Consider the following 20,438-nt stretch of genomic DNA (forward strand, 5'->3'; position numbering starts at 1 on the left):
AGTTGAACTTCCGGTGAAACTGGTCTCCAGGAACCTGTCTCTCGTTCCTTTTGCCAGCTTCAACCGGGCCCCTTCAAGTCCAACCGGGGTTAGGGCAGGGGCGGCAAGCCTGATAAGACTTTCAAAGTAGTGGACTGTTTTGACTCCGTTTATCCTTTCTGAAGTTGACGGGGGCAAACTTGAATGATGTTTCCTGAAGCGGAGCAGGGATCAGCGGCGTTTTTGCTTGTTGCCAAGAGGAGTTTTTTTATCCAGAATACTTTCCGCACGGCATTTCGATGTTATGAATTTCTTTTTTTCTTTTCTCCTTGGAGCAGGTATGTCCTCCGTCGCTTTCATGGCCGTTTCTTCGGCGGAATCCCGCATTCCGGAGGTTCCTTCCGTTCCTGCTTTAAGACCGGTCAGCGGCAGTATCAAAGCCGGGTATTCCACTAATTACGAGTTTAGAGGCCTGATTCCCGCGGGCTGTAATCCCACGGCGCCTCTGCGGCTGGATTGGAGAAGCGATTTGAATGACCGGTATTCCCTGATTCTGGCTTTGAAGGAGGAGATTTTACTGGGGCATCCGGCGGCGGATATAGAGAATGAGACGATGGTGGATCTTGGCCTTCAGCGGAAGCTTGGAAAGGCTACGTATGCGGCATTGTCTTTTCGTGCGAATGACGGCGGATTAGCGGGGTTTGCTTCCGAACGTTTGTTCGGCAATGGGGGGACAACGTATGAAACGGCGCTGATTATGCGCCATGATGTGGGATTCCTTCCCGGTTTTTATGCGCAGGGAAGTGCCGCATATTCCTTTTACGGAATTACGGGCTGGTGGTTTGATATGTGCACGGGATCGGATTTCCGGATGACGGAAAACCTTTATATGGGCTTTAAATTCGGCGCCGTGTTGAGTTCTTCCTATTGGCCTTCCAGCAGCAACGGCTGGCAGTCTCTCTATTTCAGGGTGACGGCGAATTACCGCCTGTTCGGGAATGTTTTTATAGAGCCTTTCGTTGGCCTGCACTGGCTCGGCAAAGGTTCCCACGGGGTGAACCGCGTGTATGGAAGAACGCTGGTGAAGGGTAATAGCTGGGTCACGGGAGCCAGCCTGGTTTATGCTTTCTGAGCAGCATGGGGGCCCCCTTCTTCCCGAAGGGAGAGGTCCGCACGCATGCGGATCATGTCAATGCATTGCACGCCGTTATCCCAGACGGGTTCCGGATAGTTGTCCGTGAAGTGGTTGTTGATGACGCCAGAAACCTGGAATCCGCAGCTTTCATAGAGGGACATTGGCCCCGGAGACGCATCGGACGTTCCCACTTCCGCATACCGGCCCCCTTTGTTTCTGATGATGTCCAGGGCGTGCCGCACCAGGGCTGTTCCGCAGCGCTGCCTTCTATATTCAGGGGCTACGGAGCAATTCATGATTTCCCATGTATTTTCCCCCGTCTGACGGATAACGATGACTCCGGCGGTAGCTCCGCAGTTTCTTGCGACGTAAAGTTCGCCGTGGGCCAGATGATCCGCTATCCGGCGTTCGTCCGGATCTGCATCCCGCAGAAGTTCCCTGAGGGGGGCGGGCGGGGGCCATACGGCCGTCTCCCGCTCTATAGGAAAGGTGCGGGCCATTATTCCACGCGCATGAAGATGATGGAGTCCGCCAGCAGTTCCCCTTGCAGACTGTCCCCCTGGATGACGACAGGCTGACCGGAGGAGATCAGCCCTCTTTCCTTCAACAGGTCCAGAGCGGTGGAAATCATGCGGGCCGGATCTTTCAGGAAGGGGGATTCAAAGGCGGTTACGTCGCGAGCCAGGGCGAGCTGCCTGACAACGACAGGGTCATTGCTGAAGGCGAAGATGGCCGCCCGTTCCGGCCTGAGGACGGCTGCCTGCGTGGCGGCCAGGCCGCGGCGGGTAAAGACGACCAGACAGGCGTTTTCCACGGAGTCCGCTAGGGAGATGGCTGCCTTGGTGGCTTTCTGACGGTCTCCGTTCAGGATGGCGGATGCCGCGAAGTTGAGGTTGCCGGAGCGTTCCATACGGTGGGCGATGGAGTCCAGCACTTCCACGCAGCGTACGGGGTAATGGCCCACGGAGGTTTCCCCGGAAAGCATGACGGCGTCCACTTGTTCAAAGATGGCGTTGGAAACGTCCGTGACTTCCGCACGGGTGGGCGTAGGCTGGGTGATCATGGATTCCAGCATATGCGTTGCCACGATGCAGCGGCGTCCCAGCCTGTGGCAATGGCGGATGATGCGGCGCTGGATGATGGGCAGTTCTTCAATGCTGACTTCAATGCCCAGGTCTCCGCGCGCGACCATGATGACGTCTGCGGCCAGGATGATATCGTCAATGTGGCGGATAGCCTGCTGGTCTTCAATCTTTGCGACGATCTGGGCTTTGCCTCCCAAGTTGTCGATATGTTCCCGGAGCTGGGCAATATGGGCGGCATCCCGGACAAAGGACATGGCTACGTAGTCCGTCTCGCATTCTACGGCCACGGCCAGATCCGCCAGGTCTTTTTCCGTCAGGGCCGGGAGCCGCAGCGCTACGCCGGGCAGGTTGATGTGGCGGCGGGAGCCGAATACGCCTTCCGTGAGCACGTCGCAGATAAGCCTGTCCGGGCGCACTTCCGCAATGCGCATGAGGATACCTCCGTTATCCACCACCATGGTATGGCCCGCCTGAACGTCCTGCAGGAGGCCGTCATAGTTTACCGTGGTGGAAAAAGGAAGTTCCGGCTTGGCCGTGCCCAGGCGGATTTCCATTGTGTCTCCTTTTTTCAAATGGTAGGGTTCAACCAGATCTCCCGTGCGGATGGAAGGCCCCTGGAGGTCAAAGAGGATGGCCACGTTCGCTTTCAGTTCCGCAGCTTTCCGGCGGATGCGGAAGACGACTTCCCGAACCCAGTCGTGCTGGGAATGGCTCATATTGAGCCGGAAGACGTTGGCTCCGGCTTCAATAAGCTGGCCCAGCATGTCGGAAGTGTCTGTTGCGGGGCCAATAGTGCAGATGATTTTGGTGGCCCGAGGCCGGGAGGGTGTGTTCATGGTCTTTGTCAGTGCCCATAATGTATCTTACGGAGCATTTAAATGAAGTTTTTTATGATACATGGCAGGATTGTTGCATGTCACGGAGCTCTTGAGAGAGCATACTGGATGCATGAAAGAGATCAGGGTTGAATTGATCAACACCGGGACGGAAATTTTGCTGGGGAGTATTGTGAATACAAATGCCGCATGGCTGGGCAACAGATTATTTGAGGCCGGATTCCGTGTGGGGAGGGTAACCGTCGTGCCCGACGGTTACGCTATCAACGAGGCTATGAGGGAGAGCGCCCGGCGCGCAGATATCGTGATTGTGAGCGGGGGATTGGGGCCGACGAGCGATGATGTGACCCGGGAAGCCCTGTGCGACGTGTGCGGCGTGGATATGCATCATGATGAGTGTGTGGCGGAGGGACTGAAGAGTTATTTTGAACGGAGGGGGATTCCCATTGCGGAGTGCAATTTCAAGCAGGCCATGGTTCCGGATGGAGCTGCGGTATTGGAGAATTCCAACGGAACGGCGCCCGGGCTGGTGATGCCTGCCAGTGGTTCCCTTCCCATGTTTATCCTGTTGCCGGGGCCTCCGGCAGAGTTAAGGCCGATGGTGGAAGATTCCGTAATGCCGCTTCTGGAAGATTTGGCGGATGAGGATATTCCGCATTTGCGCGTGTTCCGCCTGGTAGGGATAGGGGAGAGCGATCTTCAGGAACTGGTGGATGGTTCCCTGCACCAGGTGGAGGGGCTGGAAGTGGCGTATTGCGCGCGCGTCGGGGAAGTGGACGTCCGTCTGGTGGGCAGCGAGACGGCTTTGAAACAGGGTGAGGCCCGTTTGCGCATTTTGGCCGGGGCGTATGTGCTGGCTCCTGTTGGGGCTTCTCTGGAGAAAGCGGTTGTGTGCCATCTGGCGCAGCAGGGGCTGAAAGCGGCGACGGCGGAAAGCTGCACCGGCGGCCTGATTGCCAAGAGAATTACGGATGTGCCGGGGTCTTCCGGAGTTTTTGAATGCGGGTGGGTTACTTATGCCGACCGGGCAAAGACGGAGATGCTGGGCGTGCCGAAGGAGGTTCTGACGCGTTACGGTGCTGTGAGCGAGCCCGTGGTCAGAGCGATGGCGGAAGGAGCCCTGGAACGCTCCGGAGCTGATGTCGCCGTTGCCGTCAGCGGTATTGCGGGCCCCGGAGGCGGTACGCCGGAAAAGCCTGTGGGGACCGTATGGCTTGCCTGGGCTTTCCGGGGAGGAGAGACGCGGGCGGAGATAATGTTTTATCCGAGGGACCGCCTGTCTTTCCGTAAAATGGTTTCCCAGCGGGCCCTTGCGGGGCTTCTGGATGCCAGGGGAAAGGCGCCTGTTTAAGCTGCTACGGGGTTCCGGCAAGGGCGCGAAGATGTTTTTTGTGACGTTTTCGTCACTCGCCTGAAAATAAAACAGCCTGTATGCGTGGGCATACAGGCTGTTGAGGAAAAAAGACAGGGTGTGGAAGGTCAGGCGCGCCTGCGGCGCAGCATCAGGGAAGCCAGCCCCAGCAGGCTAAGGGTGGCCGTAGCAGGTTCCGGCACGGCTCCCGCCACTACGTACTGCACCTTGACGTTTCCGTTTTCCGTGTAGAGATAGTACTGGCCCTGGTAGTCTGCGGCGTTCCCTTCCATAATTCCGGACGCCTTGGTCAGCGCGCCGCCGTCTTCCGCGGTGAAGTCTCCCAGGGAAATGGAACCGCCGTCAAAACCGGCGGAGGTAATCAGCGTGCGGGTAACAAACTGGAATTCTCCAGCAGCCAAGTCAGTGGATATGGTGGCCAGCATGCCGGAAACGGAGAAGCCGGATGCTCCCCAGATTTGCTGATTAACGTTCATGATACCGTTTGTTCCGAAAACAAGCCGGGCTCCATTGCCTCCATTGTCAATGCCGCAAACGCCAAGATGGAAGATCCCGTCCAGGATGATCTCACTGCTTTTGAAGTCCACTTGTGTGAGGGAAAGAGAGGAATTGGCTCCAATGGTGACGTTTCCGGTCCAGCGGGTTCCCCCAACCGTAACATTGCTGTTGCCTGTGACGGTGATGCTGCCGCCGTCGGAGGTGTCCACCATGGAGCCGCTGATATTGATAGTTCCGGTGTTATTGAAGATGACGTCCGGCCCCTGCCCGTTGCTGCGGGCGGGAACTCCATTGCTCCAGTTGTCCGCATTACCCAGTTCATAGGTATTGCCTTCCGTAGGACCAGCGTTGCCAGTCCATTCCGTAACCATGCTGGCGGCATTGGCGCAGATGCATGATCCGCAGAGGATTGCCGCAATAAATAAGTTTTTTTTCATATTAAAAAAATAACTAGATTAATAAGCCCAGAGGAAACGCTGGCGCTACCGTGATGCTACCGGGTTAGCAATCCGTTATAGGCTGAAACCGAAGAAAATCCTGTTTGACTTGGGAAAAGTTGCAAAGAGCTACAGCCATTGAAATACAGACTTCTTCTTACATGTAACGTATTCCAGAAAAGAGAGTTATCAAAATTAACTACAGATTTAAATAACGCAAAGGATCTCCGGGCTTTCATTGGAAGCCAATGGCGCCGGGCAGACTTCATTTCATAAAAACGCCTCTTGGCATGGAAGGAAACGCCAATACAAGTCATTCCCGCTTAGAATCAAAGCTTGACCCCGGATTGCTAATCCGTAGAGAACAGGCGTCTGGAGAGAAAGTTTTTATTCGCTTTCCTGGTCGTGTTCATCCGCTTCGCGGGTGGAGAAGCGCATGAGTTCCGCTTCGAAGTGGAGCGGAACATCCCCCGTGGGGCCGTTGCGGTTTTTGGCCAAATGCAGATTGGCCCGTCCGGCCATTTGCTGGCGTTTTTCCTCATCTTCCGCATAGTAGGCGGAGCGGTAGAGCAGGCCGATCATGTCCGCGTCCTGTTCGATGGAGCCGGATTCGCGAAGGTCGGAGATGCGGGGGACGCCCAGGCTGGCTCCCGTGCGGCTTTCCGGACCGCGGTTGAGCTGGGCGAGGACGATAACAGGCACTTTAAGTTCCTTGGCCAGGGCTTTGAGGCCGGCGGATATTTCCGCTACTTCTCGTTCACGGCTGTTGGCCGCCTGTTTGGAGTGGGAGCGCATGAGTTGGAGATAGTCCACGCCGATGGCTGCCAAACCGCCCTGGTCCCGCATGACCCGGCGCGCTTTGGCCCGGAGTTCGTTGATGGAGATGGCTGCGGTATCGTCAATGACAAGCTGGGAAGCCCCCACTTCCTTGACGGCCTGTTTGAAGTGCTTCATTTCAAGCTGGGTGAGGTTGCCTCTCTTGATGATTTCCCTGCTGCGGACTCCGGAGCGGGCGAAAAGAAGGCGTTCCACAATCTGGACTGCGGGCATTTCACAGGAAAAAAGCAGAGTAGGTTTTTTCTCATTCAGCGCGATGTGCTCAATGATGTTGAGCAGGAAGGAGGTTTTACCCATGGATGGACGGGCGGCGATGATGAACATGTCTCCCGGTTTAAGGCCGTTGCTTTTTTTATCCAATTCCTCAAATCCCGTGGTCAGTCCCTGGATTTGGCCTTTGCTTGCGATAAATTTTTCAAAATTGGTGACGGCCTGTTTAAGGATGCTGGACAGGCTTTGTTCATCCTTGGCGCTGTTATAGCGTTCCCGTATCTGGAAAATATGGGTTTCCACAGAATCCAGCAGTTCCGCTACGTCGTCCGGATTGTCAAAGGCCTGCGTAGTGGACTGGTTGGCGATGTCAATGATGGAGCGAAGGATGAATTTGTCCTTCAGGACATTGAGGTAGTGCTCAAAATAGGCTCCGGTGGTGGTAAAGGTGTAGATTTCCGCCAGGCCCGCGCTTCCGCCTACGGCTTCCAGCTGGTGCATGTCTTCCAGGGCCTGGGTGATGGAAACGATGTCAATGGGTTCGTTTTTGTTATATCGGGCCTGGAAAAGGCGCCAGAGCAGCTTGTGCGCAGGGAGGTAGAAGTAGTCCTCCGTCATGCCGATGGTGACGCATTGCCCCACATAAGTGGCCGGGTCCATGGCCATGAGGGCCAACACTCCCTTTTCCGGGCCGGGAGCCTGCGGGATGTCCCTGAGGTCCAGGGACTGAATTTTTCGGGGGGCCCTGGTCAGTTCCAGCGGGGGAACGGCAGTGGTGGTTGTTGTAGTTTCCATGGCGGGGCGGCAGGATGGGTGGCATCCGGCCGGAAAGGATAGCACAACGGCGGGCGCCGGGCAATAGGCAACGTTGCCAATCAGGAAAAGTCCCGTTCCGTCAACGGGGCGTACTTCCGTTTTTTTCCTGTTCCTTCCTCAGCCTCAGCTGCCCGCAGGCGGCGTTGATGTCATGGCCTTTTTCATACCGCATGGTGACGGGGATACGCGCTTTGTGAACAGCATCCCGGAAGGAGCGGCAGCGTTCTTCTGAGGGGCGTTTCCACGGAAGCCCCTCCACGGTGTTGTACGGGATGAGATTGACTTTGGCGTGCAGGCGTTTGGCGATCCGGACGAGATGGGACGCGTCTTTCGGAGAGTCGTTGATGTCCCGGATGAGGATGTATTCCAGCGTGGGCATCTGGTTTCTTCCCCTGCTCCATTCCTCAAGGGCCGGAATGAGCTGGGAGAGCGGCCATTTTTTGTTGACCGGCATGATCTGGTCGCGAACTTCGTCCGTAGCTCCGTGCAGGGAGACGGCCAGACGGATTTGCCTGGGATAGGCCGCCAGTTTTTTCAGTCCGGGAACGAATCCTGACGTGGAGATGGTGATGTGGCGCGCCCCTATTTCCAGACCGCGGTGGGAAGTGATGATTTCCAGGGCATCCGCCAAGTTGTCAAAGTTGGAGAGAGGTTCCCCCATGCCCATGAAGACGATGTTGTTGACCCGTTTTTCCGCGATGGTTTCCGCGGAGAGGATTTGCCCGATGATTTCTCCCGTGGTGAGGTGGCGTTTAAGGCCCAGCAGACCGGAAGCGCAGAATTTGCAGCCGAAAGCGCAGCCTACCTGGGAGGAAACGCAGAGGGTAACGCGCTCTGATTTTTCTCCATTTTCCGCAACGGCGGCGGGAATGATGACGGATTCCACCAGGCTGCCGTCTTCCATTTTGGTAAGGAATTTCCGTGTGGTGTCCGCAGAACCGTGAATTTCCACGATTTCCGGTGTATGGAAGCGGAAATGTTCCGCCAGCAGATTTTTGAGCGCGGGGGGGAGGTTGCTCATCGCGTCAAAGGTGGTGACGCGCTTGCGCCACACCCAGTCCAGAACCTGCTGGGCGCGGAATTTGGTGTGCCCGTGTTCCGTCAGGAAGGCGAGCAGCTTTTCCTCCGTCTGGGCGGTGATGAGGGGAAGTGGGGACATGGATTTGAGGCGGTCCCGTTACAGCAGGGAATCCACGTAGCGGTCCCGATTGAAGGGTTCAAAGTCTTCGGCTCCTTCCCCGGTTCCCAGAAAGGAGGGGGGGATATGCATTTCATCCATGATGGCTACGGCCACTCCTCCCTTTCCGGAGCCGTCCATTTTGGTGATCATAACGGAGTCCAGGGGCGTCGCTTTATGAAATTCCCTGGCTTGCGCCAGGGCATTGGCGCCTGTGGTGGCATCCACCACCAGCAGGGTGTGATGGGGAGCGTCCGCATCCTGCTTGGCGAGAGTCCGGCGGATTTTGGAGAGTTCCTCCATGAGGTTGTGGCGCGTATGGAGGCGCCCCGCGGTATCGCAAATGAGGTATGGGAAACCTTCCCTGATGGCCCGCGTATGGGCCTCATAGCAGACGGAGGCCGGATCCTGGCCGGGAGCTCCCTTGTAGATGGGAATGTTCAGCTTGTCCGCCCAGCTTTGAAGCTGTTCCACAGCGGCCGCGCGGAAAGTGTCCGCCGCAGCCAGGAGAACGCGGGAACCCTGTTTTTGCAGCAGATGGGCCAATTTGGCCGCAGAAGTGGTTTTCCCGGTGCCGTTGACGCCCACGACCAGAATGACCAGCGGTTTCCCTTCCGGAGGGACGGGCAGGGCCGGGGCCGCGGAAGGAAAGGCCTGGCGAAGCGCTTCACGGGTGGATTCCACCAGATTTTCCGCATTCAGGCCTTTGCTTTCTTTCAGCTGGTCCACAATACCCATGGCGCGCCTGATGCCGATGTCTGCGGCTACCAGGTCAGCTTCCAGTTCATCCCAGTCTATCCGGGAGCTTCGGGAGAATTTGGTGAATAGTTTTTTAAAGAATCCTGCCATGGCGCGAAGCGGAGTTATGCCGGGCGTTCCGTTTTTGAGATTCCGGCCAGGACGCCGTTGACGAAGCGGGGGGATTCCGCAGAGGAGAAGCGTTCCGACAGGCGGATGGCCTCCGAGATGACGATGGGAGCCGGGAGGTCTTTGCGATGAAGGAGTTCATAGGCGCCCAGGCGCAGGATGGCGCGGTCAATGGCGCTGACGCGTTCCGGGGAGTAGTTTTCCAACGTGGAGTCGATGGCGGCGTCCAGCCCGTCCCGGCGGCGCAGGATGTCTTCCCCCAGGTTTTTGGCTTCCCGGTAGAGTTCCTCCGCATCCCGTCCTGCTTCCACCACTTTTTTTATTTCCGCCAGGGAGGGGCGGTCGTCCGGGTGGATGAGGCAGTTGATGCGGTCATTGATTTCCTGGAGTTTCCTGCAGGAGGAAATGAGGGAGGGCCAGATTCCGTTATAAGCTGGGAAGTCCTTGAGCGTGTCCAGCAGGCGGCGGCGCATCTGCATCAGCGCGGTATTGAGTTCCTGGGCGGCGTCGCAGGCGGCGGAAAGCGAGCCCTTGTCATTGGCGGGGTCTTCGTGCAGGGCTTTTTTCAGCCGGAGCAGGGCGGCGTTGAATTCTCCTTCCTTGGTCAGCAGGTCCTGAAGCTGGTCGCGGACGGGGAGGGTAAGAGGGTCTTGCTGCAGTTTGTCCGCCGTTTCCCGCGCACGGGTGATGAAGAGGCGCAGTTTGTCCGGATAGTCCCTTGTAAGGTGGCCGGAGACGGCCCTGGCTTTGAGTTTGCAGTAGTCGCCCCGGAAAGGTTCCATCAGGATATCCCAGATTCCCTCCCATTCCGTTTCCGGCGTCTGGGAGGCGGCGTAAAGGTATTGGAGGGTTGTTTGTCTGATTTGATTACGAGAGAGCATGACGATGGAGAAGAGAGAGGGGCCTTATTGCCGGGACAGGGAGTTGAGGAAGAGTTTCGCCATGAGGGCGGCGGTACGGGCCGCTTCACGGCCGCGGTTGAGCTGAGAGGCGATACAGCGGGCGAAGGCCTGCTTTTCATCATTCAGGAGCAGGACTTCATGGATGACGGGGATGGTGAATTCCAGGGCAAGCTGCATCAGTGCCTGGGTAATGGTGGAGCCGATCAGATCCGCATGGTCTGTGCTGCCGCGCAGGATGACCCCCAGAGCCACCACGGCATCGGGACGTTTTTCCGGAGAACGGGAGAGAACGGATTTAATGGTTACCGGAATTTCAAAAGCTCCCGGGACGCGGATGATTTCCAGGCGAACCGAGGGAAGCACGGTTTCCAGTTCTGCCGAGCAGTTGTCTACCAGAGCCTGGGTGTATTGTTCGTTGTATTCCGAGGCGACGATGCAGATTTTGGCGCGCGTGCCCGTGGCGCGCTGGCGGCGGGGAAGTTCCGTGGACATGAAGGGATGGAGTGAAAGGTTACAGGATATGGCCCAGCTTGCATTTTTTGGTAGCCAGGTATTTGCTGTTTTGTTCGTTGGGTGGGATGATGAGAGGAACCTGTTCCGTGATTTTTATGCCAAAGCCTTCCAGCCCCACGATTTTCCGCGGGTTGTTGGTAAGCAGGCGCAGCTGGTTTGCTCCCAGGTCATGCAGGATTTGCGCGCCGATGCCGTAGTCGCGCAGGTCGTCCGGGTAGCCGAGTTTGAGGTTGGCTTCCACAGTATCCAGACCCTGTTCCTGAAGTTTGTAAGCCTTGAGTTTCGCCGCCAGGCCGATGCCACGGCCTTCCTGCCGCAGGTAGAGCAGGACGCCTCCTTCCTGGGCGATGCGGCGCATGGCGGTGTGCAACTGGCTGCCGCAGTCACAGCGGCGGGAGCCGAAAACATCCCCCGTCAGGCATTCACTATGCACGCGTACCAGCGTGGGCTTGTCCGGGGAGATTTCTCCGTGAACCAGGGCCAGGTGAAGAGCCCCGTCCAGCTGGGATTCATAAAGGTGGCAGGTAAAGTTCCCGTAGTCTGTGGGCATGTTGACGGTTTCCACCAGCCGGATTTGCTTTTCCTTGGCCCGGCGGTATTCAATGAGCTGGGCTACGGTGCAGGCTTTCAACCCATGTTTTTTCTGGAATTCTCCCAGGTCTCCAATGCGGGCCATGGTCCCGTCTTCCTTCATGATTTCACAGCAGACGCCGGCGGGCTGGAGGCCCGCCATGTGCACGAGGTCAATGGTGGCTTCCGTATGGCCGGCGCGGCGCAGCACACCGCCGGGAACGGCGCGGAGAGGGAATGTGTGCCCCGGCTGTACAAAGTCGTTGACCGTGGCTTTGGGGTCCGCCAGCGTGCGGATGGTGAGGGACCGTTCCGCGGCGCTGATGCCTGTCGTGATGTCATGGGCCGCATCCACGGAGACGGTGAATGCGGTGGACATGTTTTCCCGGTTGACGGAGGTCATGAGCGGGAGCTGGAGGGCATCCGCCCGTTCCGGGGAAAGCGGCGCGCAGACGAGACCCCTGGCGTGGGTGACCATGAAGTTGATGGCTTCCGGCGTAGCGAATTCGGCGGCAATAATCAGGTCTGCCTCGTTTTCGCGCCCGGGGTCGTCCGTAACGATGATCATCCGTCCCTGCCGTATTTCTTCCACGGCTTCTTCAACGGTGCAGAATTGAAGCTGATTGTCCATAAAAGGGGATGAAGAGAGGTTATTTTTGCTTTTTAGCCCAGGAGTCCTTGAGAGCCACAGTGCGGTTGAACACAGGCCTCCGGCCCGGCACATGGTCCCTGCGGTCCGCCACAAAGTAGCCGAGGCGTTCGAACTGGCAGCGGAATTCGGGTTCCGCTCCGGCCAGGGAGGGTTCCAGCTTGGCGTTTGTGATGACGGACAGGGAGGAAGGATTCATGACGGAAAGGAACCCTTCCTCGGCAGCGTCCGGGTTTTCTTCCGTGAAAAGACGGTCATAGATGCGGATTTCCCCGTCTACCGCGTATTTGGTGCTTACCCAGTGGATGGCGGCGCGGCACTGGATTCCTTCCGGCGGGTTGGAGCCGATGGTGCCGGGAATGTGTTCGCAGAAGATTTCCGTGATATTTCCCTCCGCATCCTGTTTGTAGTCCGTGCAGGTGATGCAGTAGCCCCCCCGGAGGCGTACGGTGCGGCCGGGCGCCAGGCGGAAGTATTTTTTAGGAGGATCCAGCATGAAGTCGTCCCGTTCAATCCAGACTTCCCTTGTGATGGGGAGACGGCGTACGCCTTCTTCCGGTTTTTCCGGATTGTTCAGCACTTCAGCCATTTCTTCCGCGTTTTCCGGCAGGGTGGTGATGGTGACCTTGAGGGGATTGAGCACGGCCATGCGGCGCGGCGCGTTGGCATTCAGGTCTTCCCTGACGCTGTATTCCAGCAGAGCCACATCCGTGAAGCCGTTGAATTTAGTGATGCCTATGGTTTGGCAGAAGTTGCGGATGGCGGCAGGAGTGTAACCCCGGCGGCGCATCCCGGAGACGGTGGGCATCCGTGGATCGTCCCAACCGGAGACGTGTCCTTCCTGCACCAGTTGCAGCAGCTTGCGCTTGCTCATGACGGTGTAGGTAAGGTTCAGGCGGGCGAATTCCGTCTGACGCGGGCGCGCCGGGACGGGGCAGTTTTCAATGACCCAGTCATAGAGGGGACGGTGGTTTTCAAATTCCAGCGTGCAGAGAGAGTGGGTGATGTGTTCGTAGGCATCTTCCAGCGGGTGGGCAAAATCATACATGGGATAAATGCACCAGGAACTGCCTGTGTTGTGGTGTTCCGCGAACATGATGCGGTACAACACGGGGTCACGCATGTTCATGTTGCTGGAACTCATGTCTATCCTGGCCCGCAGGATGGCTCTGCCTTCCGGGATTTCCCCGTTTTTCATGGCCTGGAACCGTTCCAGGTTTTCTTCTACGGAGCGGTTGCGGTAGGGGGATTCCTGCCCGGGCACGTTCACGTTGCCGCGCTGGGCGCGTATTTCTTCCACCGTCTGTTCGTCTACGTAGGCCAATCCCTTGCGGATGAGAGAAACGGCGCATTCGTAAAAAAAGCCGAACATGTTGCTGGCAAAGAAAAGGTTGTCGCCCCAGTCAAAGCCCAGCCAGCGGATGTCTTCCTGAATGCTGTCCACATATTCCTGGTCTTCCTTGCTGGGGTTGGTGTCGTCAAAACGCAGGTGGCAGCGCGCACCCGGGAATTCCTGGGCGATGCCGAAGTTGAGACAGATGGATTTGGCATGTCCGATATGAAGATACCCGTTGGGTTCCGGAGGAAAGCGTGTTACCGGGGCCTGATGCTTGCCGGAGGCAAGGTCATCAGAAATCATATCGCGGATGAAATCTCGGCGTTCGGCAGGCTGCAATGACATGGCGGAAATTCTACTACCAAATTTTCTCTTCTGCAAGCGTGTTCACTCGGAATGACGTGAGGCGGGAGGATAAGCATGACGAGTGTTTTTGTCTTTTTTTTCAATGGCCCGTATCGTCAAATTCAAATAATTTATATGAAGGGGCGTTTGGAGATGTGAGCCTTTTATTTATGAAAGCGGACTAAAAAACCATCCTTTCGTCAGGAAAAAATGGGAACTTTCTCTTTACCTTGTTTTCCGGAGTTTACGGAATAGTTTTCAGGTGAATAAGATTTTCAATAAGAGCGGTTTGATCAGAATTTTAGAATTCTGAAGAAATCAGAACTGCGGAATGAAAAGAAGATATAACGGGAATGGAGTTCGGTGGGAGTTTCTTGAAAATTTGAGCGGGCGCATGATCAAGAAAAAGTTTGGAAGACTGGTATTGCAAAAGAATGAAAAACGTGCATATTGGAGCCCGGTGAATCTGAATTGTCCACAGTGCAAACGACATATCAATGTTCCTTCTTCCGCGGAAGGTTCTATGGTGAATTGCAGCAAATGCGGGCATGAGTTTCTTTGCGACAGGGAAAAACTGATTCCTAAGAAACCTTTTGCCAAGGCGAAGAGGGCCGTTTCCGTCCATCCTCCCAAAGACAGAAGGGAGGTCATCCAAAGCGCCCTGGTGGAAACGGGGCTGATTCAATTGGTGTGTCTTTGCGCGTCCCTGGCTGTTGCCGCCGGTTGCGTGTGGATTTTTTACAATGCTTCTTCCAAGATGGATGGGTCCTTTTTCCTTTCCATGCTGCAGCAGCCCCAGCAGAAGGCATTTGCCCTGTTTTTTGCCTGTCTTGCCGGAGGCTTGATGGCCTGTGCCGGACGCAGGCACAAGATTGTTTTCATTTTGCTGGGTTTGCTGGTTGCTGGGGGAATTGCTTCCCTGCCTTTCGTGTATCCGGTCAAGGTGAATCCCTCCCTGCTCGGAGGGCATGAAGAGGGAAACGCCGGGGAAGAAGATGTCTCCGGATTTACCAGCATGGGCCTGGAGCAGCTGCCCTCCAAGAACGCTTCTGTCCAGAATTATGGGGCGGGTGATTTGAAACCTCTGTTTTCCGCTATTGACCGAAAGGAATCCCAGGGGGTTCTGGGCGTATGGGTGGTGGGGGTGAATGCGGCCAACCGGGATATGGTGAAGGCGTATTTGAAGAGGATGACCCAGTCTGAGGACGAGCCTATTTTTTACGACCGCAAGGGAACGGGCGGCGGGCTGTTCGTTATTACTCCCACTCCCATTACGTTTAAGGAATTTGTAGAGGTCGCGGGAAAGATGGGGAAGGTGTCCCTGCAGGATAAGGAGCGTTTTTTTGTGGAAGTGATTTTGAACCGGGACAGGTTTGAAGCGCGGCCCGCTTCCGCCGCGTTGCAGGATGAGCGCCACCAGTATTTTGTGCTGGCCAATTTGAAGGAGCTGTCCTGTCTGGACATCCGCCGCGTTATTGCCGCTGCAAAACGCCTGTCATCCGTAAATCCGGATAAGATGCGGGGAGAGGTTTCTGACAGGCTGGTGGAGCTTCTCCGGGAACCGTGGGGGCGTGATGCGGAATATGTGACTGCGTTGGCTTCGGCCCTTGTGGTATGGGCTGAACCGGATCATGAGGAGGCTCAGCGCGTGGTTTATTACGTGGCTACGGAGCTGAAGAAGGCGGATTGCGAAATTCCGGCGTCTCTGGTCAGGTTTTTACTGCATGGCCCGGAAAAGGGAAGTTTCGCGTTGCTTCTGGAGGAATGGAAAAAGGATCCCCAGAAATGGGAGGACGAATGCAAGGCTGCCGGCCCAACGGGAGAAGCCGATATTATTCGTTCGCTGAATGAGTCCGACGATTTTGTGTTGAAACGTTCCGCCGCCCGCATTCTTGGGGAAATTGGTTCGGAAGCTTCCCTGTCCGCGCTCAAAGCATTCACTCATGACGCCGATAATGAATTGCGCCTGTGCGCGGAGTTGTCTGTGAACCTGATTGAAAAGCGGCTCGGGATAGATTCTTCCGCCAAAGGGGGCCGATGAGGGCGGCTCCGTTTCCGTGATGGCGCATCGCGCTGTTTTCTGGGCAGGAAGAGAATATAGACGAGGCATTGGTGCAGAGGTTCTCAAATGGGTTCCTGCTCCCGGAGGGTTTGTTACCTGTTTCTTTTGCGATATTTTCACCATTTAAGCATATTTGCGGGAAGGAAATTTGTTTTTGCCCGGGAAGCGTCTTTTTTTGGTTGCGGAGGAAAGCCAATTTACTAGAATGCAACGACCATGACAGACCAAGAAAACATGAAGGCCGCCATTCCGGATGCGGCCAGGCGGTATATGCGCTATCTCCTCATCATGGCCGGTTTGGGCGGCCTGCTCTACGGTGTGGACGTTGGCGTGATTGCTGCTGCGCTTCCCTATATTGAGCAGACGGCCGGTTTTAATCCTTCCCAGCTTTCCCAGGTGGTGGCCGCCGTGCTGTTCGGCAGCGTTCTTTCTTCCCTGTTTGCGGGCTATCTGGCCGACAAGATGGGACGCAAGGCGTTGATTACCGTGGCTGCCGCCTTGTTCACGGCAAGCATTCCCGTGATTTGCCTGTCCCAGGAAGTATTCGGCATTATGTTGCTGGGCCGTATTCTCCAGGGAGCCAGCGCCGGTATTGTGGGCGTGGTTGTTCCGCTGTATCTGGCCGAGTGCCTGAGCGCCGAGTCCCGCGGCAAGGGAACGGGGATGTTCCAGTTCCTGCTGACGGTGGGCCTGGTGTTTGCCGCCGTCGTCGGTTTGCTTGCCGCCAGTTATGTGGGCGGCGTCGAAAATTCCGGCGCGAGCGAAGAATCGCTGACTTCCGCCAAGGTTCTGGCCTGGCAGGCTATTTTCTGGGTTTGCGCCATTCCCGGCCTGTTCCTGTTTTTCGGTTCCTTCCGTTTGAGCGAATCTCCCCGTTACCTGTTCCGCCGCGGCCGCAAGGATGAAGCCATGGCTGTGCTGGTGCGCAGTTACGGAGAGTCCCGCGCCAAGGAAGTGTTTGATGAGATGGTTCACATTGAAGAGGAAGAGAAACAGAAGGCGGAGGAACTCAAGAAGCAGAGTTCTTCCGGAGAGTCTCTTCTTCAGCGCAAGTATATCTATCCCTTTGTTCTGGCGGTGCTCGTTCTGGCGTTCACGCAGGCTACGGGTATTAATTCCGTGCTGAATTATTCCGTAAAGGTGTTCCAGCAGGCAGGTCTGGAAGGCACTACTGCCAACTGGGCGGACTTTACCATCAAGGTCGTGAACTGCTTGATGACTATCGTCGCCATGGTGCTGGTGGACCGCAAGGGCCGCAAGTTCCTGCTTAAAATTGGAACGGCCGGCATTGTAGTCGGCCTTCTCGGCACCGGGTTCCTGTTCAATAATGTGGAAAAAGCCCGCAAGGACGTGACTGCGGATGTGGCCGCCCTGCTGGCCGCCCAGAGCCCTGCCGTCCAGAAGGAATTTGAACAGGGCAAGGATGTGGGTTCCATCCGCACGCTTCAATTGGAACGCACTCCGGATTCCCCCTTCATCAAGAATCTCCTTGCCAAGAACGGCATGGCCGACAAGGACATCAACAGGATGCAGCTCATCATCACCTATGACCAGCCGGAAGCCAATCCCGCCTGGTACCAGTTCCTGATGGGGTCCTCCACCCAGCTTTCCGTCGTAGAGTTTTCCGAACTGACCAAGGATACTAAGGATATCAAGAAGGAAGAGGACAAGGCTTCCCTGGCCGTGATCAAGGCTGTTCCGGATTCCACCAACAAAATGGTGGTGAACGGCAAGGACGGCTATGCCATGAAGCCTGTTTCCATTCTGAAGGCGGAATTAGGTGAAAAGCCGGATACCTCCATGGGCTGGGGCGTGACTGCGTTTTTCATCATCTTCATTGCTTTTTATGCCACCGGCCCCGGCGTATGCGTCTGGCTGGCGCTGTCCGAGCTGATGCCTGCCCGAATCCGCTCCAACGGTATGGCGATTGCCCTGCTGATCAACCAGCTGGTTTCTACGGTCATTGCCGGTTCCTTCCTTCCGTGGGTGGGCAGCTGCGGTTATTCCGGCGTGTTCTTTACGCTGGGCGGCATTACGGTGCTGTATTTCATTACGGTGACCTTCTTCCTGCCTGAAACCAAGGGGCGTTCCCTGGAAGAAATTGAAGGTTACTTTACGACAGGCAAGATGCCGGAAGATCCCAAGATGATCGGCGAAGGTATTGAAGCGGAGGAATAAATTCTTCCTTCCTGTGATTTTCAAAGCCGCTTTCCCTGAGTTGGGGAAGCGGCTTTTTTATAACAGGAAACAGAGGGGGCTGCCTGTATGGCTTCGGAAGCGCAGCAGTTCCTTCAGGGCCTGTAACCAGGCCGTAACGTTTACCCTCCCTTTTTTCGCGAACCAGAAGGGGAGAATGGCGGGCTGTGAAGTCCGTGATGACGGTTCTACTTGGCGGGGCCCCCTTTTTTCTGTTTGGACTGCCAGAGCCTGATGGTTTCCGCAATGGAGGGATAACCGTTTTTCATATGGAAGTCATAGGCTGTCTGGCCGTCATCGTTGCGGAGAGAGGGATTGGCCCCGTGATTCATAAGGCAAACGGCTATTTCCGGAGAGTTGCAGACCATCAGCGGGGTCAGGCCATCCACATCCGGTTGGTTGGGGTCCGCTCCCGCCTTGATGAGAAGTTCAATGAGCGGAATGAGGCGTTCCGACGGTTTTTCCTTGGTGCAGATCAGGTGAAGGGGTGATTGCTTGCTTTCAAAAAAGCGCTCGTTAACATCGCATCCCGCCTTGATGAGCCGTTCGTAAATGGCGGAGGACAGGCTGAGGAAGCCGACCCCGCGCGCCTGAGCGTTCATTCTGCGCTTGAGATCCGGGGAACCTGCGTCCAGAAGCGCCAGCGCTATTTTTTCCTGGCCCGGATCGGAGTCATTGAGGGCGGCGGAATACATGAACGGGGTGACGCCCCAGGGCCCCGGCAGGTCCGGGTCGGCGCCGTGTTTGAGCAGGGCGTGCACCAGCGGCAGTCTTTCTTCTGCGGTGGAATTCATATAGAGGCCTGAGAGGCACGCCCAGGTAAGGGGAGTGTCTCCCGGCTCTTTGGTGCCGTCATGCATGAAAATGGATTGAGCATTGACGGGAGCGCCCTTTTCTACCATCCGGACGGCCAGCTGGTTTAATCCCAGGGCAATGCAGAGATGCAAGGGCGTAGTGCGGTCCGGCGTCTGGAGCAGGAGGCTGCCGGTCTGGCGGAATTGTTCCAGCATCTGATGGCATTGAAGAATGGAGTGGAATTCCTCCTGCGCTTCTCCGGGAAACATGATTTCCAGCGGCCAGGAGTCATGCAGGAAACGAAGGGTAAGGCCCAGCAGTTTTTCGTTGGCCGTCTTGATTTCCTGCTGTTCCGCTTCCGTGAGCCGGATCGTCTTTTCCTCCGCATGCGTCCAGGGAGCGGCTATGACGGCTGCTGAGGACAGAAGCAGCATGGTCCCTGTCATTTGTCTCATGAAGTCCTTATAGGGGAAGGGTAGTGAGCTGTCACTTCAAATCAGGGGCATGTCAACCCAACCTGGAGAGACTGATGCGGACGGCTTCCACCGTGCGGTCAATGTCTTCTTCCGTATGGGCCGTAGAGATAAAGCCCGTTTCATACGGGGAAGGAGCGAAGTAGACGCCTTGTTCCAGCATGTTCCAGAAGAAGGATTTGAAGAGTTTTTTGGAAGCTTTTTGCGCGGATTCCAAGTCATAGACTTCCTCTTCCGTGAAGAAGAGGCAGAACATGGAGCCTGCACGGTGGAAGGTGTAATTTCTGCCGTGTTTTTTAAGGGCTTCGCGAATGCCTTCTTCCATGCGCGCTCCGAGCTGTTCCAGGCGTTCATAGGCGTTTCCTTTCAGGAGTTCCCGGAGCTGGGCCAATCCAGCCGCCATGGCGACCGGATTGCCGGACAAGGTTCCCGCCTGGTACACGGGGCCGAGCGGAGAGAGGCAGTCCATGATTTCCGAGCGGCCTCCAAAAGCTCCCACGGGGAGGCCTCCGCCGATGACTTTGCCCATGCAGGTAAGGTCTGGAGTGATGCCGTAAAGCTGCTGCACGCCTCCGGGAGCGACCCGGAAGCCCGTCATGACTTCATCAAAGATGAGGAGGGCGTCGTGGCGGAGCGTGATTTCCCGCAGGAAGTGAAGGAAGTCGTTTTGTGGAAAGTAGAGTCCGGCATTGGCGGGGAAGGGTTCCAGAATGACGGCGGCAATGTCGCTTCCATGGAGTTCGAAGGCTTTTTTCACTGCTTCCCGGTCATTGTAGGGCACGGTGAGGGTGAGCTGCGTCATTTCCCTGGGCACTCCCGCGCTGTCCGGTTCTCCGAAGGTGAGCGCTCCGGAACCCGCAGCCACCAGAAGGGAGTCCACGTGACCGTGGTAGCAGCCGATGAATTTGATGATTTTGCGGCGTCCGGTATAGCCGCGCGCCAGCCTGATGGCGGACATGGTCGCTTCCGTTCCGGAGTTGACCATGCGCACTTTTTCCACGGAGGGCACCATGTCCGTGATCATTTCCGCCATGTCCACTTCCGCCGGTGCAGGAATTCCGTAGCCCAGACCCCTGTCCACGGCGGCATGTACTGCGTCCAGAACGGGTTGCGGAGCGTGGCCCAGAATGGCCGGGCCCCATGTGCCGATGTAGTCAATAAGCTGGCGTCCGTCTGCATCCGTGATGTAGGCTCCTTTGGCCGATTGAACGAAGAAAGGGTCCCCGTCCACATTGCGGAAGGCCCTGACGGGGGAGTTGACTCCGCCAGGGATAACGGAACGCGCGCGGGAGAAGAGCTGGGCTGACTGATTCATGTGCGAGGGAAGCAAAAAGGGCAAACCTTGAGA

The 20,438-nt window shown here is 56.5% G+C and carries 16 protein-coding genes; 4 read left to right on the plus strand and 12 right to left on the minus strand.

Annotated elements, in window-relative coordinates; translation table 11 throughout:
• The first annotated feature begins 319 nt into the window (after positions 1–319).
• On the plus strand, positions 320–1,111 hold the full coding sequence (locus B3075_RS03660) for a hypothetical protein (protein ID WP_290489673.1): 792 nt from the start codon (positions 320–322) through the stop codon (positions 1,109–1,111).
• Here B3075_RS03660 and B3075_RS03665 read toward each other — a convergent pair.
• Complete coding sequence (locus tag B3075_RS03665; protein WP_128154917.1) at positions 1,099–1,614, minus strand: GNAT family N-acetyltransferase; 516 nt, start codon at positions 1,612–1,614, stop codon at positions 1,099–1,101. The genes B3075_RS03660 and B3075_RS03665 overlap by 13 nt on opposite strands.
• On the minus strand, positions 1,614–3,035 hold the full coding sequence (gene pyk / locus B3075_RS03670) for a pyruvate kinase (protein WP_290489674.1): 1,422 nt from the start codon (positions 3,033–3,035) through the stop codon (positions 1,614–1,616). Before pyk ends, B3075_RS03665 begins: the two co-directional genes overlap by 1 nt.
• Before the next feature lie 112 nt (positions 3,036–3,147).
• On the opposite strand from pyk, the gene B3075_RS03675 reads away from it, so the two are divergent.
• Positions 3,148–4,386 (plus strand): competence/damage-inducible protein A, encoded by a 1,239-nt coding sequence (locus tag B3075_RS03675; protein WP_290489675.1) that lies wholly within the window; start codon positions 3,148–3,150, stop codon positions 4,384–4,386.
• A gap of 128 nt (positions 4,387–4,514) precedes the next feature.
• Here B3075_RS03675 and B3075_RS03680 read toward each other — a convergent pair whose 3' ends face one another.
• The 8 genes from B3075_RS03680 to B3075_RS03715 all read right to left on the minus strand — a co-directional run bounded on the left by B3075_RS03680 (position 4,515) and on the right by B3075_RS03715 (position 13,564).
• On the minus strand, positions 4,515–5,342 hold the full coding sequence (locus B3075_RS03680) for a PEP-CTERM sorting domain-containing protein (protein ID WP_094137390.1): 828 nt from the start codon (positions 5,340–5,342) through the stop codon (positions 4,515–4,517).
• Between the two features lie 387 nt (positions 5,343–5,729).
• The gene (gene dnaB / locus B3075_RS03685) at positions 5,730–7,184 is read right to left on the minus strand and encodes a replicative DNA helicase (protein WP_290488530.1); all 1,455 of its coding nucleotides are present in this window, start codon (positions 7,182–7,184) and stop codon (positions 5,730–5,732) included.
• Positions 7,185–7,284: 100 nt separating this feature from the next.
• Positions 7,285–8,364 carry a 23S rRNA (adenine(2503)-C(2))-methyltransferase RlmN gene (gene rlmN / locus B3075_RS03690; protein WP_290488529.1) on the minus strand — a complete coding sequence of 360 codons (1,080 nt, stop codon included), beginning with the start codon at positions 8,362–8,364 and terminating at the stop codon, positions 7,285–7,287.
• Between the two features lie 18 nt (positions 8,365–8,382).
• Entirely contained in the window at positions 8,383–9,231 is an 849-nt protein-coding gene (gene ftsY, locus B3075_RS03695) for a signal recognition particle-docking protein FtsY (protein WP_290488528.1), read from the minus strand.
• Between the two features lie 14 nt (positions 9,232–9,245).
• Positions 9,246–10,130: a transcription antitermination factor NusB gene (nusB, locus tag B3075_RS03700; RefSeq protein ID WP_290488527.1), complete on the minus strand. Its 885-nt coding sequence runs from the start codon at positions 10,128–10,130 to the stop codon at positions 9,246–9,248.
• Positions 10,131–10,154: 24 nt separating this feature from the next.
• Positions 10,155–10,643: a 6,7-dimethyl-8-ribityllumazine synthase gene (ribH, locus tag B3075_RS03705; RefSeq protein ID WP_290488526.1), complete on the minus strand. Its 489-nt coding sequence runs from the start codon at positions 10,641–10,643 to the stop codon at positions 10,155–10,157.
• A 19-nt stretch (positions 10,644–10,662) separates the two neighbouring features.
• Entirely contained in the window at positions 10,663–11,865 is a 1,203-nt protein-coding gene (locus B3075_RS03710; protein ID WP_128153745.1) for a bifunctional 3,4-dihydroxy-2-butanone-4-phosphate synthase/GTP cyclohydrolase II, read from the minus strand.
• A 19-nt stretch (positions 11,866–11,884) separates the two neighbouring features.
• Positions 11,885–13,564 carry a glutamine--tRNA ligase/YqeY domain fusion protein gene (locus tag B3075_RS03715; RefSeq protein WP_094137397.1) on the minus strand — a complete coding sequence of 560 codons (1,680 nt, stop codon included), beginning with the start codon at positions 13,562–13,564 and terminating at the stop codon, positions 11,885–11,887.
• A 523-nt stretch (positions 13,565–14,087) separates the two neighbouring features.
• On the opposite strand from B3075_RS03715, the gene B3075_RS03720 reads away from it, so the two are divergent.
• Positions 14,088–15,605: a HEAT repeat domain-containing protein gene (locus B3075_RS03720; protein ID WP_290492021.1), complete on the plus strand. Its 1,518-nt coding sequence runs from the start codon at positions 14,088–14,090 to the stop codon at positions 15,603–15,605.
• Between the two features lie 237 nt (positions 15,606–15,842).
• Positions 15,843–17,804 carry an MFS transporter gene (locus B3075_RS03725; RefSeq protein ID WP_290488524.1) on the plus strand — a complete coding sequence of 654 codons (1,962 nt, stop codon included), beginning with the start codon at positions 15,843–15,845 and terminating at the stop codon, positions 17,802–17,804.
• 206 nt (positions 17,805–18,010) lie between these two features.
• On the opposite strand, the gene B3075_RS03730 is transcribed toward B3075_RS03725, so the two are convergent.
• Both B3075_RS03730 and hemL read right to left on the minus strand, forming a co-directional pair.
• Positions 18,011–19,072, minus strand: a complete 1,062-nt coding sequence (locus B3075_RS03730) for an ankyrin repeat domain-containing protein (protein WP_290488523.1) — start codon at positions 19,070–19,072, stop codon at positions 18,011–18,013.
• A 52-nt stretch (positions 19,073–19,124) separates the two neighbouring features.
• Positions 19,125–20,405 carry a glutamate-1-semialdehyde 2,1-aminomutase gene (gene hemL / locus B3075_RS03735; RefSeq protein ID WP_290488522.1) on the minus strand — a complete coding sequence of 427 codons (1,281 nt, stop codon included), beginning with the start codon at positions 20,403–20,405 and terminating at the stop codon, positions 19,125–19,127.
• Positions 20,406–20,438: the final 33 nt, after the last annotated feature.

The sequence above is a fragment of the Akkermansia sp. UBA7090 genome, assembly GCF_002493465.1.
GTDB classification, from domain to species: domain Bacteria; phylum Verrucomicrobiota; class Verrucomicrobiia; order Verrucomicrobiales; family Akkermansiaceae; genus Akkermansia; species Akkermansia muciniphila_A.

What these genes read in the sequence shown, in the direction of transcription:
- ftsY (WP_290488528.1), bottom strand. Translation starts at nt 9,231, where the DNA reads ATGGCAGGATTCTTTAAAAAACTATTCACCAAATTCTCCCGAAGCTCC.
- B3075_RS03710 (WP_128153745.1), bottom strand. Translation starts at nt 11,865, where the DNA reads ATGGACAATCAGCTTCAATTCTGCACCGTTGAAGAAGCCGTGGAAGAA.
- nusB (WP_290488527.1), bottom strand. Translation starts at nt 10,130, where the DNA reads ATGCTCTCTCGTAATCAAATCAGACAAACAACCCTCCAATACCTTTAC.
- pyk (WP_290489674.1), bottom strand. Translation starts at nt 3,035, where the DNA reads ATGAACACACCCTCCCGGCCTCGGGCCACCAAAATCATCTGCACTATT.
- dnaB (WP_290488530.1), bottom strand. Translation starts at nt 7,184, where the DNA reads ATGGAAACTACAACAACCACCACTGCCGTTCCCCCGCTGGAACTGACC.
- B3075_RS03680 (WP_094137390.1), bottom strand. Translation starts at nt 5,342, where the DNA reads ATGAAAAAAAACTTATTTATTGCGGCAATCCTCTGCGGATCATGCATC.
- rlmN (WP_290488529.1), bottom strand. Translation starts at nt 8,364, where the DNA reads ATGTCCCCACTTCCCCTCATCACCGCCCAGACGGAGGAAAAGCTGCTC.
- B3075_RS03660 (WP_290489673.1), top strand. Translation starts at nt 320, where the DNA reads ATGTCCTCCGTCGCTTTCATGGCCGTTTCTTCGGCGGAATCCCGCATT.
- hemL (WP_290488522.1), bottom strand. Translation starts at nt 20,405, where the DNA reads ATGAATCAGTCAGCCCAGCTCTTCTCCCGCGCGCGTTCCGTTATCCCT.
- B3075_RS03730 (WP_290488523.1), bottom strand. Translation starts at nt 19,072, where the DNA reads ATGAGACAAATGACAGGGACCATGCTGCTTCTGTCCTCAGCAGCCGTC.
- B3075_RS03725 (WP_290488524.1), top strand. Translation starts at nt 15,843, where the DNA reads ATGACAGACCAAGAAAACATGAAGGCCGCCATTCCGGATGCGGCCAGG.
- B3075_RS03720 (WP_290492021.1), top strand. Translation starts at nt 14,088, where the DNA reads ATGGTGAATTGCAGCAAATGCGGGCATGAGTTTCTTTGCGACAGGGAA.
- B3075_RS03715 (WP_094137397.1), bottom strand. Translation starts at nt 13,564, where the DNA reads ATGTCATTGCAGCCTGCCGAACGCCGAGATTTCATCCGCGATATGATT.
- B3075_RS03675 (WP_290489675.1), top strand. Translation starts at nt 3,148, where the DNA reads ATGAAAGAGATCAGGGTTGAATTGATCAACACCGGGACGGAAATTTTG.
- B3075_RS03665 (WP_128154917.1), bottom strand. Translation starts at nt 1,614, where the DNA reads ATGGCCCGCACCTTTCCTATAGAGCGGGAGACGGCCGTATGGCCCCCG.
- ribH (WP_290488526.1), bottom strand. Translation starts at nt 10,643, where the DNA reads ATGTCCACGGAACTTCCCCGCCGCCAGCGCGCCACGGGCACGCGCGCC.